Below are 12,606 nucleotides of genomic sequence, written 5' to 3'. Positions count from 1 at the left end.
AAATCGCGTGCGGCGCCTTGTTTCCGCGCCCCGGTCTCCTTATTGCTTCTTGGGGTTTTACCGAAATCGAGACGGTTGTCACCTGTCTTGACGCTGCGCGCCGAAGACGAGAGTCGATCGCGCCCGAGATGACACGAGGGGTTGATGGAAAAGAGATTTGGCCTCGTCCTGGTCGCAGGTCTTGCGCTTGCCGGTTGCGCCGGTGGGCAAACCGCGACTGGACCCGACGGAATCAATGACCCCTACGAGGGACTCAATCGCCACGTGCACGGCTTCAACAAGGGCGTCGACCGCGCCCTGTTCAAGGCCCGGCCAGGGCATCCGCGCACGATCGACAATGGGTTCACCCGGGCGGTGTCGAATGCGGGCTCGAACCTTTCGCTGCCCGGCAAGGTGGTCAACTCGCTGCTGCAGGGCCGCCCGGAACCGGCGGTCAAGAATACCTTCCGCTTCGTGATCAACTCGACCATCGGTCTGGCCGGTCTCTTCGACCCGGCGGGCAAGGATTTTGGCCTGCCCAAGCAGGACACCGATTTCGGCGAGACGCTGGCGGTCTGGGGCATGGGCGAGGGCGCCTATGTGGAACTGCCGTTCTACGGCCCCTCGACCGGGCGTGATGCTGTCGGGCGGGTCGTCGATATCGCGATGAACCCGGTGGGGCAGGTGCTTGAGGGCTCCGATGCGACCGCCGCTTCCGCGACGGGTGTCGCGGGCCATGTCGCCGACCGCAAACGCTTCGGCGGCATGATCGAATCGGTGCTTTACGATAGCGCGGACAGCTACGCGCAATCGCGGCTGCTCTATCTGCAGATGCGCCGCCACCAGCTTGCAGGCAAGGAGAATGACGATGCACAGGCCTGGGACCCCTATGAAGACCCCAATGCGCAGTGATCGCCGTCGCGTCCTGCTGGGCGGGGCCGCCGCGCTGTTCGCGGCGACGGTGCTGCGCCCGGGCATGGCGCTGGCGCTGACCGAAGATCAGGCAAAGGCGCTGATCGGCAAGGCGGTCAACGATGTGAACGCCGCCATCGCCTCGGGCAAGACCGGCCCGGCGCTTTATGCGATGTTCGAAGACCTCTACATGCAATATGCCGACGTACCGACGATCGCGCGTTCGGTGCTGGGCACGGCGTCGCGCACGGCCAGCCCGGCGCAGATGCAGGCCTTCACCCTCGCCTTCCGTGGCTATGTCTCGCGCAAATACGGCAAGCGCTTCCGCGAATTCAGCGCCACCCGCTTCGAAGTCGTGAGCGCGCGCAAGGTGAAAAGCTTCATCGAGGTGAAGTCGATCGCCTACATGCCGGGAGAGGCCCCCTTCGAGGTGCTGTGGCATGTCTCGGACAAGTCCGGCAAAAGCCTGTTCTTCAACATGGTCATCGAAGGCGTGAACATGCTTGCGGCCGAGCGCACCGAGATCGGCGCGATGATCGATGCGCGGCACGGCGATCTTGATGCGCTGATCGCGGATCTGAAAAAGGCCGAGTGATCGAAGCGGAAACGGAAATGGAAACGCGGCCCCTCGGGGCCGCGTTTTCGTTTCAGGTGATCTCGTCAGTAGAGCTGGCGCAGCATCGAATCGATCTTGTCCCCGAAGGATTGCGGTCCGCGCTGCTGCGGTTGTGGTTGCATCGGCTGCGCGTCCTCGGCGGTGGGCGTGGTCGCCCGCATTGGCGGCGGTACCGGCGTGCCCGAGGTCACGAGCTGCCCGTCCACCACCGGAACGCCGCCCTCGGGGATCGGATCGCCCGAGGACCAGGCCTGCCCCGGATAGCCATTGTTCGGGTCGGCCTGACCGCGCCATTCCTCTGGGCTGGCCATCGGCAGCGGCGTCACCGGCTGACCGTCTTCGACCCGGGCCATCACCTCGTGCCAGATCTGCGCGGGAAGCCCACCGCCGGTCACGCCCGACAATGGCCGGTTGTCGTCATAGCCCATCCAGACGCCCGCCACATAATCGGCGGTGAATCCGATGAACCACGCGTCCCGTGCCGCCTGTGTTGTGCCGGTCTTGCCCGCCACCTCGCGGCCATCGAGCCGCGCCCGCATCCCGGTGCCCTGTTCGACACCCTGATGCATCATCCAGATCAGCTCGCGCGCGGCCTTTTCGGAAATCACCCGCTCGCCGATACCGGTTTCGGCGCCGAACAGTGGCTCGTCCTCGCCTTTCAGCCGCAGATCGGTCAGCCCGTAGGGCCGCACCGACGAGCCGCCGTTCAGGATGCCCGCATAGGCGCCTGTCATTTCCAGCAGGGTCGATTCCGACACCCCAAGCGCCACCGCCGGGCCCTCGGCCAGATCCGAGGCAAAGCCGAAATCCGAGGCGACCTTGCGCACCGCATCCAGCCCGACGGACTGGCTGACCCGCACTGTCGCGGTGTTGATCGATTTTGCCAGCGCCCGCCAGATCGGGATCGCGCCCAGATATTCTTTTTCGTAGTTCTTCGGTGACCACGGGCCGGAGCCGCGCACATAGATCGTCAACGGCGCATCCTCGACGATCGAATCCGGCGTCCAGCCCAGATCAAGCGCCGCCGCATAGACGAAGGGCTTGAAAGTCGAGCCGGTCTGCCGCTTCGCCTGCGTCGCGCGGTTGAAGGCGCCCGAGACTTTTGATTGCCGCCCGCCCACCATCGCCCGCACGGCCCCGTCGGCTGACATCACGACGATCGCCGCCTCGGCGGTCGAGCCATCCTTGACCTTGGTGTCGAAGATCGACTTCAGCGCCTCTTCGGCCGCGGTCTGGATGCGCTGATCAAGGGTGGTGCGGATCACCACATCCTCGGTCGTGTCCTTGGCGAGGAAATCGGGCAGGCTGTCCATCACCCAATCGGCGAAATAGCCGCCCGCGCGGGCCTGCGCGGCTTCGGACAGCGTTGCCGGATGCGCCCGGGCGTTCTGCCATTCTTCGTCGGTCAGATAACCCTGATCATGCATCAGCGCGAGCACCATGCCCGCCCGCTCCTGCGAGCGTTTCAGGTTCGTCGTCGGCGCATAGGTCGAGGGCGCCTTGAGCAGCCCGGCCAGCATCGCCGCCTGTTGCGGGTTCACGTTGGTGGCGGAAATCCCGAAATAGCGCTGCGCCGCCGCTTCGAAGCCGCGCGCGCCCGCGCCCAGATAGGCGCGGTTGAAGTAGATCGTCAGGATCTCGGCCTTGGAGTATTTGAACTCCATCGCCAGCGCATAGGGAATTTCCTTGATCTTGCGCTTCACCCCGCCGGAACGGCAGTCGCTTTCGTAATCGGCTTCGGTCTTCCAGCGTTTCGGGTCATAGGCGGTGCCAAGGCACAGAAGCTTCGCTACCTGCTGGGTGATCGTCGAGCCGCCGTTGCCTTCCAGTGGGCCGCGGCCCTCGGAGAGGTTGATGCTGATCGCCGAGATGATGCCGCGCGGGCTGACGCCGAAATGGTGATAGAAGCGCTTGTCCTCGGTCGCGACGATGGCGTTCTTCAGATAGGGCGAGACGTTGTCGGCCGTAGTCTGGCCGCCGAAAGTCTCGCCACGCCAGGCGAAGACCTGCCCGGCATTGTCGAGAAGCGTGACCGAGCCCCGGTTGCGGCCATCCAGAAGCGCGGTGTAATCGGGCAGCTGGCTGTAGAAATAGAAGGTGGCAAGGCCAAGGATGAGCCCGATCACCGCCGCACTGCGCCAGACCGCGCCCCAGATCACCCGCAGCATGAAGCGGAACAGACCCATCACGAAACCCGAGACCGTGCCGCCGCCGCGCGGCCGCCGTGGGCCGCGGGACTTGCGTGGTGTCTTTGGCTTGTCCGGCGGCGGTGTTTTCGCGCTGGTCGTGGTCGCCTGCCGTGATGCGTAGCGCCTGTCCGCCACCAGCGGCCCGCGCCGCCCGCCTGTTCCTGCCATTTCCGTCCCGGTGCCTGTTCTTTTGCGCAACTTACACCGCGGGAAAGGGGATGTGGAGACGCCTCGCGTCACGATTCGGTTTTTCGAAAGCATAAAAATAAGGCGCTGCGCACAATTTGTGCGTTTTCTGGCCGGAATCGGTTTTTTCGTGCTGCCAGTTTAAGCAGCTTTCCTTGTGCGAACCGGCCCGTCAGCGCCTTGATACGCTCACAACGGTGCCCTGGCATCGGAGCGGCTGACAATAGGAAGGGACATCACGTGAAACTCATCATTGCAGCGATCAAACCGTTCAAGCTGGAGGAGGTCCGCGAGGCGCTGACCGCGATCGGCGTGCGCGGGATGATGGTGACGGAAATCAAGGGCTTCGGCGCTCAGTCGGGCCACACGGAAATTTATCGTGGTGCCGAGTATGCGGTGAATTTCGTGCCGAAGGTGAAGCTTGAAATCGTCGTTGCGGACAATCTTGCCGACGAAGTGGTCGAGACGATCCTGAAAGCGGCCAAGACCGACAAGATCGGTGACGGCAAGATCTTCGTGCTCGACGTCAATCAGGCCGTGCGCGTGCGCACCGGCGAAGCGGGCGACGACGCGCTCTAAGAACCACAGGGGAAACAGGGACAATGAACAACCTTACGAAATATGCGGGTCTTGCGACGGCGCTTGCCGTAGCGGCCCTGCCTGCCTTCGCGCAGGAAGCAGCCGCCCCGGTGGCTGATGCCGCTGCTGCCGCGACCGAAGCCGCCGCGCCGATCGTCGACAAGGGCGATGTGGCGTGGATGATGACCTCCACGCTGCTCGTTCTGTTCATGATCGTGCCGGGTCTTGCGCTGTTCTACGGCGGCCTCGTGCGCACCAAGAACATGCTGTCGGTGCTGATGCAGACCACGATGATCACCGCCGTGGTGATGATCGTCTGGGTGCTTTGGGGCTATTCCTTCGCCTTCGGCGGCGGCACGAGCCCGTTCTGGGGGGGCCTGGGCAAGCTGTTCCTGTCCGGCGTGACCAAAGACACGACCGCCGCGACCTTCACCTCCGGTGTGGCGCTGCCCGAATATGTCTTCATCGCCTTCCAGATGACCTTCGCCGCGATCACGCCCGCGCTTTATGTCGGCGCCTTCGCCGAGCGGATGAAGTTCTCGGCGGTGATCCTGTTCACCATCCTGTGGGTTACCGTGGTCTATTTCCCGATCGCCCACATGGTCTGGGATGCGAACGGCATGATCTTCGGCTGGGGCGCGATCGACTTCGCCGGCGGGACCGTCGTGCACATCAACGCCGGTGTGACCGGTCTGATGGCCGCGATCGTTCTGGGTCCGCGCATCGGCTTTGGCCGCGAGAACATGGCGCCGCACTCGATGACGCTGACCATGGTGGGCGCGATGATGCTGTGGGTGGGCTGGTTCGGCTTCAACGCCGGGTCCAACCTTGAAGCGACCTCGGGTGCCGCGCTTGCGATGATCAACACCTTCGTTGCCACCGCTGCCGCTGTCGTCAGCTGGTCCGCCACCGAAGCGCTGTTCCGGGGCAAGGCCTCGGGTCTCGGCGCCGCCTCGGGCATGGTTGCCGGTCTTGTGGCGATCACCCCGGCCTGTGGCACCTCGGGCCCCGTCGGCTCGATCATCCTTGGTCTGCTGGTGTCGCCGATCTGCTACTTCTTCGTCACCAAGGTGAAGTCGATGTTCAAATACGACGACAGCCTTGATGTCTTCGGCGTGCACGGCATCGGCGGGATGGTCGGCGCGGTGATGACCGGCGTTCTGATGGCTCCGGCCTTCGGTGGCACCGGTGCGGAAGATTTCTCGATCGTGTCGCAGGTCATCATCCAGATCAAGGCGGTCGTCGTGACCATCGTCTGGGCGGGTGTCGGTTCGCTGATCCTGCTTTTCATCGTCAAGGCGGTTACCGGCCTGCGTGTTGCGACGGATGACGAGCGTCAGGGTCTTGACCTCAGCACCCATGGCGAAAGCGCCTACCATTCGTAAGTGATCGCGCTTCGAAAACGAAAGGCCCGGGGATTTCCCCGGGCCTTTTCATGTCTCACTCCGCGTGGGCGGGGGGCGGTGCCGCGGCGCCGGGCGGCGGAGGGCTCGGGCGACGCAGCAGGAAGGCAAGCGGCAAAGCCGCAAGGGTGATCCACATCAATGCCTCGAAATCGTCGACATAGGCCACCATCGCCGCCTGTGCGGTGACAATCTGGTTGATCACGCTCCAGAACGCGCCTTCGCCATATTGTGCAGTCATCGCCTGCATGATGCCGCCCCACTGGCCGCTCATCATGCCCGAGAAATTCGGATCGAAGACCGAGATGTTCGAGACAAGCTCGGTATGGCTGATCTGGGTGTTGCGGGTCAGTAGAAGTGTGACGATCGAGATCCCGATCGACGAGCCGATGTTGCGCACGAGGCTGAACAGGGCCGTCGCATCGCCACGGAACTGCGGGGCGATGGTGGCAAAGGCCACGGTCGAAAGCGGCACGAAGACAAGGCCAAGGCCGATCCCCTGCACGAAACCCGAGACGATGATCGGCGTTGCGTTCATCTGCGGGCCAAAGCCGGTCATGATGTAAAGCGAAGCCGAGGTGAAGATCAGGCCGGTCATCACCAGCTTGCGGGCATCGATGACGCGGAGCAGTTTGCCCGCCGCGATCATCATGATCATCGTACCCACGCCCCGCGGCGCCATCACCATGCCCGTCGTGATGACGGGATAACCGAAGAGGCTCGAGAGCATCGGGGGCAAAAGCGCCAACGAGGCCAGAAGCACGATGCCGACGATGAAGATCAGGATCAACCCGGTGGCGAAGTTGCGGTCGGCGAACATGTGCGGGTCAAGGAACGGATGCTCGACCCCCATGATCCAGATCACAAAGACCCAGAAGCCGCACATCGAAATGGCAAGTTCGATCCAGATTTCGACCGAGTTGAACCAGTCCACCTCGCCGCCGCGATCAAGCATCAGCTGCAGGCAGCCGACGCCGATGCCAAGTGCGGCAAAGCCGATGAAGTCGAAGCGTCGGGTTCGGCGCGGCATGTGCGGCAGGTAGGCGGCAAGGCCTGCCAGAGCGATCACGCCCAGCGGCACGTTGATGTAAAACACCCAGCGCCAGTTCAGCGTCTCGGTCAGGTAACCGCCCAAGGTCGGCCCGATGATCGGCCCGACCATGATCCCCGCGCCCCAGATTGCCATCGCCTGCCCGTGCTTTTCGCGCGGGTTGATGTCGAGCAGGAAGGTTTGCGACAAGGGCACGATCGCGGCGCCAAAGACGCCCTGCGCCATGCGGAAGAGCACCATCGATTCAAGGCTCCAGGCGATCCCGCAGAGCATCGAGGTGAAGACGAACCCCGCGACCGAGGCGATGAAGACCTCTTTGCGGCCGAAGCGCTCGGACATCCAGCCCGACAGCGGCGTGACGATGGCCGAGGCGACGATATAGGAGGTCAGCACCCAGTTGATCGTGTCCGAGGACGCGCCAAGGTCGGCACGCATCGAGGGCAAAGCCACGTTGGCGATGGTGGTGTCGAGCACCTGCATGATGGTGGCCAGCATCAGCGAGGCGGTGATCAGCCCGTGGTGCTTGACCTCGATCGGTCCTTGCATGGCTCAGTTCCCGGCAGTCGCGGGCTTGCCCTCGACGTTGCTGACAAGCGCATCGAGGTTGGTGGCGGCCTTGGTGTCGACGGTGACAGCGGCCGAAAGCCCGGTGCGCAGGGCAGGGGCCTCGGAGCCGGGCGCGAGCCGCAGCATCACGGGGACGCGTTGCGTGACCTTGACCCAGTTGCCGGTGGCGTTCTGCGCCGGAAGCAGCGAAAACTCGGCCCCGGTGCCCGCGCCGACGGCGGCGACGGTCGCCTCGAATTCTTCACCGGGGAAAGTGTCGAATTCGATCGTCGCTTTCTGGCCGGGAGCCATCTTGCCGATCTGGGTTTCCTTGAAGTTCGCCTCGATCCAAGTGTCGCCGGTTTCGACAAGCGAGAACAGCGACGCGCCCGCAGCGACGAACTGGCCCGGCTTGAAGCTGTCGGCCTTGTAGATCACGCCATCGGCGGGGGCTTTCACCTCGGTCAGGCCCAGATTGTAGGCGGCCTTGTCGCGCGCGGTCAGCGCGGCCTGCACGGTCGGATGCGCATCGGTTTCGACCTTCGGATCGCCCCCCAGCGCCGCCAGCGCTGCGGCCACGCTTTGCTTCGCCGCCGCAAGGCTTTCCTCGGCCGAGCTGGCATCATGCCGCGCCGCATCCAGCGCCGATTCCGTGCCCGCGCCGCGGCCGGTGATCGCTTGTTGGCGCTTCAGTTCCGAGGCAAGGTAGTCGGCCGTATCCTGCGCCACCTTTTCCTGCGCCAGCGCCAGATTATAGGCGGCGCGCAGCTGATCGACCTGCAGCCGCGCCTGCGCCAGCGCCGCATCGGCCTGCGCGAGCGCGATCTGATAGGGCGCGGGATCGACACGGAACAGCGGTTGCCCCGCCTTCACCACATCGTTGTCCTTGACGAAGACCTCGGTCACCCGGCCGGAAATATCAGAAGCGACAGAGATCCGCGCCTGTTGTACGGCGGCGTTTTCGGTCGATTCGTAACGGCCCGAGTCAAGCCAGACCCAGCCGCCCACCGCGATCAGCGCCACGGGCAGCGCCGCCATCAAGAGTTTCTTCGGCGATTTCTTCGGAGCTTGCGTTTCAGCGGTCATTTCTCGGTCTCGGTCGTTTGCGAAAGGTTGCAGATGATCTGGCGCAGCATCGCCGTCATCGTTTCAGTGGCGCCGGGGGGCAGGCCCGCGAGCGCCTCGGCATAAATGCTGTCGGCGATGTGGCGCGCGGCGCTGATCGTCGAAAGGGTCTTGTCGGTGGCGTGGACGATGCGGATGCGCCGGTCGGTCGGATCGGCGCGGCGTTCCACCCAGCCCGCTTCGGCCATCCGATCGACCAGCCGCGAAAGCGAAATCGGCTCGATTTCCAGCAGCTCCGCCAGTCGCGCCTGCGGCAGCGGCCCGCGCTTGAACAGATTGACCAGAAGCCGCCATTGCGCCGAGGTCAGGCCAAGCTCTGCTGCCTGCACCTCGAAGCGCTTGCGCAGAAGCCGCGCCGCGTCATGCATCAGAAAGCCAAGGCTTTCGTGGGGAATTTCACAGTCGCTCATCATCCCTCCATCGGAGATGAGCAGATATATTATAAGCGTGCTTACAATATCAAGTGACAAGACATGCAAAAGGGCGACCCCGAGGGGCCGCCCTTGCACAGGTCTCTGTGCGAAATCACACGCCGGCGGCGATGATCGCGCGGGCGAGGATCGGCACGGTCTTGGCGTTCAGCCCCGCGATGTTCAGACGCGAATCGCCGACCATGTAGATCGCATTGTCGACGCGCATCTTTTCGACCGCTTCGGGCGAAGCGCCCAGACGCGAGAACATGCCGCGATGGCGCGCAACGAAGTCGAAGCGATCCGAGTTCGACAGCTGACGCAGTTCCGCCGCCAGCTGCTCGCGCAGGCCCAGCATGCCTTTGCGGACTTCCTCAAGCTCGGTCATCCACTCGGCCCGCAGGGTCGGGTCGGTCAGCACCATCGTCACCAGCCGCGCGCCGTGATCGGGCGAGAACGAGTAGTTCTGACGGTTGAGGTAAGCGAGGGTGCCCTGCGTCACCTCTTTCGAGGCGGCGTCGGACAGGACCATCAGGCAGCCGGTGCGTTCGCGGTAGATGCCGAAGTTCTTCGAGCAGGACGCGGCGATCATCACTTCGGGCAGACGCGAGGCGATCAGACGGGTGCCCGCGGCGTCTTCTTCCAGACCGTCACCGAAGCCCTGATAGGCAAGGTCGATCATCGGCACGGCGCCCTTGGCTTCGAGCAGATCGGCGACAGCGGCCCATTGCTCCAGCGTCAGGTTGGCGCCGGTCGGGTTGTGGCAGCAGCCGTGCAGCAGCACGACATCGCCCGCCTTGATCGCCTGCAGATCTTCCATCATCGCATCGAAAGCCACCGCGCGGGCGTCATTGTCGAAATAGCGATAGAGCTTGTAGTCCTGCTTAATGAAAGCAAGGATCGACAGGTGGTTCGGCCAGGTCGGGTCCGACACCCAGACGGTGCAGCCCGGGTTCGCCAGACGGGCGAGTTCAAACGCCTGACGGCAGGCGCCGGTGCCGCCGACCGTGGCAAGGCAGGACAGACGGTCCGCCGGATAGCCCGCGCCCAGCACCATTTCGGCCATCGCCGCGTGGAAGGCAGGCTCGCCCGCGAGCGCCGTGTAGGTCTTGGTGGTTTCTGTTTCCCAAAGCTGCTTTTCGGCCGATTTGATCGCCCGCATCACCGGGGTCCGGCCTTCGGCGTCCTTGTAGACACCGACGCCAAGGTCGATCTTGTCCGCGCGCGGATCGGCGCGGAACTGACCCATCAGCGCCAAGATCTTGTCAGGCGCCTGAGCTTTGAGGGAATTGAACATCATGCTTCTCCGGTTGCGACGCGCAGGTCGTTGAACATGCCCCATTCGGCCCAGGAGCCATCGTAAAGGGCGTGATTGCGGTGGCCGATCCGTTCCAGCGCTAGCACCAGCACGGCCGCGGAAATCCCCGAGCCGCAGGTGGCGATGGCCGGTTTCGCAAGGTCCACCCCTGCCGCCGTGAAGACCGCGCGCAGATCTTCGGGCGATTTCATCGTGTTTGCCTCGGTCAGCACCGTATTCCACGGCACGTTCTTCGAGCCGGGAATATGGCCCGAGCGAAGGCCGGGCCGCGGTTCGGGATCGGTGCCCAGAAAACGGCCACGCGGACGGGCGTCGATGATCTCGTGATCGCCGAGTTTCGACGCATGGGCGACCTGCGTCACGTCCTTGATCAGCGCAGCCTGCCGCTGCACCGTCATGTGACGGTCGCGCGGGATCGGCGCCATGTCCTCGGTCTCGCGGCCCTCGGCCAGCCATTTCGGCAGACCGCCATCCAGCACGGCGACGTCGGATTTGCCCATCAGCCGGAACAGCCACCACACGCGCGGCGCGGAAAAGATGCCCATTTGGTCATAGATCACGACCTGATGGCCATCGCCCACGCCCATCGCCCGCATCCGCGACATGAATTTCTCGACCGGCGGCGCCATATGCGGCAGGTCCGACCGCGTGTCGGAAATCTCGTCGATGTCGAAGAACCGCGCTCCCGGAATGTGTGCGGCTGCATAGCCCGCCTTCGCATCCCGCCCCATCGAGGGCAGGAACCACGAGGCATCGAGCACCCGCAGATCGGGGTCGCGCAGATGCGCCTCGAGCCAGTCGGTGGAAACAAGTGTTTTCGGATCGTCCAAAGCCATCTCTTACCCTCCCGTCGTCGCTTTGTGCTTAGCTTCACGACGCCATGGGGGCAAGGGCAGAGGCCTTATCCGTTCTGCTTCAAAAGGCGCTGCTTCTGCCGATTCCAGTCGCGCTTGGCCTCGGTTTCGCGCTTGTCGGCCAGTTTCTTGCCCTTGGCGACGCCCAGCTTCACCTTCACCTTGCCGCGATCATTGAAATACATCGCCAGTGGCACGATCGTCATGCCCTCGCGCCCGACCGCCTGCCAAAGCCGCGACAGCTCCTTTTTCGACACCAGAAGCTTGCGGTGCCGCCGCTCTTCATGGCCGAAGACGCCCGCCTGCTTGTAGGCGGCGATATAGGAGTTGATCAGCCACAGCTCGCCATTCTCGACGCTGGCATAGCTTTCCGCGATGTTCGACTGCCCGGTACGCAGCGATTTCACTTCGGAACCCAGCAGCATGATCCCGGCCTCGAGATCGCTCTCGATGGCATAATGGAACCGGGCCTGCCGGTTCTCGGCAATGAGCTTGGAATTGGGGTCGGATTTCTGCGCCATGATCGCTTTCAGATAGGCGAGGGGCGGCGGGCTGTCCAGTGCGGCGCTACGGCGCTTGACCGGTCCCGGGGGCAGGCGTAGCGCGAAACACGGGGAGGCCTGCCATGTTCTTGCAGATTTTCATCGGTTCCGTGCTCATGTTGGTCACCGTGACGCTGGCGGGTCTGGCCGCCTGGGTGATGGAGTGGTCCTTCTCGAAAGTGCACTTCTGGCTTTTGCGCGAACCGCATCGGCCGAAGCTGCTTCTGGTCGTCGTGGTGGTGGCGCTCTGGGCGCTGACGATGGTGACGATGGGGGTCTGGATCTGGGCGGGCTTCTATTACGAGCTGGGCGTCTTCCCCACCCTTGAAACGGCGGTCTACTTCTCGCTCGTCTCCTACACGACCCTTGGCTATGGCGATGTGATCCTGCCCAACGAGTGGCGGATCCTGGGCGGCATGACCGGGGCGGGCGGTTTTCTCAACTTCGGCCTGATGACCGCGATGCTGGTCGAGGCGCTGCGCCATGTCCGCTTGGGACAGTTGCAGGCGCATCGCCACCACTGAAGGCGGGGGCGGCTCAGGCTGCCGCCCCACGGCTGTTTACTGATTCTGCTGACAGGCCACGGCCGCTTCCAGCGCGGCATAGCTGTCGGTCAGATCGATCGACATCACCTCTCCGCTGTCGTTCGACAGGCTCAGCGTCTGCTTCTGCGCGATATCCATCAGGAAGTCGGAGCTGTCGAAAGCGATGTCGACGCCCGGCACGCCATCCAGATGCACGCCCTTGGCGTCGCCATTGTAGGTCTGGCCATCGACATCGAAGCTGATCGGATAGGTCTTGTCATCCTCGATATCGCCCCAGGCGGCGTTCATCGCCATCAGATAGCCGTTGCCCTTCTCCGGATCGAAGCCGATGCGTACATCCGAGCCATCCTC

Annotated in this window: 13 protein-coding genes (1 of these 13 running past the window's edge); 5 read left to right on the top strand and 8 right to left on the bottom strand. The window is 63.9% G+C overall.

The window, feature by feature from the left end; genetic code table 11:
- The first annotated feature begins 144 nt into the window (after positions 1-144).
- Positions 145-891, top strand: a complete 747-nt coding sequence (locus tag ACTTAI_RS19745; protein ID WP_444453287.1) for an MlaA family lipoprotein — start codon at positions 145-147, stop codon at positions 889-891.
- A complete protein-coding gene (locus tag ACTTAI_RS19740) occupies positions 881-1,486 on the top strand; it encodes an MlaC/ttg2D family ABC transporter substrate-binding protein (RefSeq protein ID WP_444453286.1) in 606 nt (201 codons plus the stop codon). Before ACTTAI_RS19745 ends, ACTTAI_RS19740 begins: the two co-directional genes overlap by 11 nt.
- A 65-nt stretch (positions 1,487-1,551) precedes the next feature.
- On the opposite strand, the gene ACTTAI_RS19735 is transcribed toward ACTTAI_RS19740, so the two are convergent.
- Complete coding sequence (locus ACTTAI_RS19735; RefSeq protein ID WP_444453284.1) at positions 1,552-3,864, bottom strand: transglycosylase domain-containing protein; 2,313 nt, start codon at positions 3,862-3,864, stop codon at positions 1,552-1,554.
- A 258-nt stretch (positions 3,865-4,122) separates the two neighbouring features.
- Here ACTTAI_RS19735 and ACTTAI_RS19730 point away from each other — a divergent pair, with 258 nt between their 5' ends.
- Together ACTTAI_RS19730 and ACTTAI_RS19725 are read left to right on the top strand one after the other, a co-directional pair.
- On the top strand, positions 4,123-4,461 hold the full coding sequence (locus ACTTAI_RS19730; RefSeq protein WP_110804686.1) for a P-II family nitrogen regulator: 339 nt from the start codon (positions 4,123-4,125) through the stop codon (positions 4,459-4,461).
- A 23-nt stretch (positions 4,462-4,484) separates the two neighbouring features.
- Positions 4,485-5,846, top strand: coding sequence for an ammonium transporter (locus ACTTAI_RS19725; protein WP_444453282.1), 1,362 nt, complete (start codon positions 4,485-4,487; stop codon positions 5,844-5,846).
- A 55-nt stretch (positions 5,847-5,901) separates the two neighbouring features.
- Here the strand turns inward: ACTTAI_RS19725 and ACTTAI_RS19720 are convergent, their stop codons facing one another.
- The 6 genes from ACTTAI_RS19720 to smpB all read right to left on the bottom strand — a co-directional run bounded on the left by ACTTAI_RS19720 (position 5,902) and on the right by smpB (position 11,689).
- Entirely contained in the window at positions 5,902-7,461 is a 1,560-nt protein-coding gene (locus ACTTAI_RS19720) for a DHA2 family efflux MFS transporter permease subunit (RefSeq protein WP_444453280.1), read from the bottom strand.
- A gap of 3 nt (positions 7,462-7,464) precedes the next feature.
- Positions 7,465-8,547, bottom strand: coding sequence for an HlyD family secretion protein (locus ACTTAI_RS19715; RefSeq protein WP_444453279.1), 1,083 nt, complete (start codon positions 8,545-8,547; stop codon positions 7,465-7,467).
- Positions 8,544-8,996 carry a MarR family winged helix-turn-helix transcriptional regulator gene (locus ACTTAI_RS19710; RefSeq protein ID WP_444453278.1) on the bottom strand — a complete coding sequence of 151 codons (453 nt, stop codon included), beginning with the start codon at positions 8,994-8,996 and terminating at the stop codon, positions 8,544-8,546. The genes ACTTAI_RS19715 and ACTTAI_RS19710 overlap by 4 nt, the downstream gene beginning before the upstream one ends.
- 115 nt (positions 8,997-9,111) lie before the next feature.
- Complete coding sequence (locus ACTTAI_RS19705) at positions 9,112-10,293, bottom strand: amino acid aminotransferase (RefSeq protein WP_444453277.1); 1,182 nt, start codon at positions 10,291-10,293, stop codon at positions 9,112-9,114.
- A complete protein-coding gene (gene sseA, locus ACTTAI_RS19700; protein WP_444453275.1) occupies positions 10,293-11,150 on the bottom strand; it encodes a 3-mercaptopyruvate sulfurtransferase in 858 nt (285 codons plus the stop codon). The genes ACTTAI_RS19705 and sseA overlap by 1 nt, the downstream gene beginning before the upstream one ends.
- A 65-nt stretch (positions 11,151-11,215) precedes the next feature.
- Complete coding sequence (gene smpB / locus ACTTAI_RS19695; RefSeq protein WP_444453274.1) at positions 11,216-11,689, bottom strand: SsrA-binding protein SmpB; 474 nt, start codon at positions 11,687-11,689, stop codon at positions 11,216-11,218.
- 104 nt (positions 11,690-11,793) lie between these two features.
- Here smpB and ACTTAI_RS19690 point away from each other — a divergent pair, with 104 nt between their 5' ends.
- Entirely contained in the window at positions 11,794-12,234 is a 441-nt protein-coding gene (locus ACTTAI_RS19690; RefSeq protein WP_444453272.1) for an ion channel, read from the top strand.
- A gap of 36 nt (positions 12,235-12,270) precedes the next feature.
- On the opposite strand, the gene ACTTAI_RS19685 is transcribed toward ACTTAI_RS19690, so the two are convergent.
- A protein-coding gene (locus ACTTAI_RS19685; protein WP_444453270.1) for a hypothetical protein crosses the window boundary here: on the bottom strand, positions 12,271-12,606 show its 3' portion. 159 nt of this gene lie beyond the right edge of the window; 336 of the gene's 495 nt are visible here — the last part of the coding sequence; its start codon lies off the right edge, out of view; its stop codon occupies positions 12,271-12,273.

This window comes from Rhodobacter capsulatus (genome assembly GCF_052363175.1).
GTDB lineage: Bacteria > Pseudomonadota > Alphaproteobacteria > Rhodobacterales > Rhodobacteraceae > Rhodobacter > Rhodobacter capsulatus_D.
The sequence above is the reverse complement of the archived record's forward strand: the minus strand, read 5'-3'. Positions and strand labels throughout refer to the sequence as shown.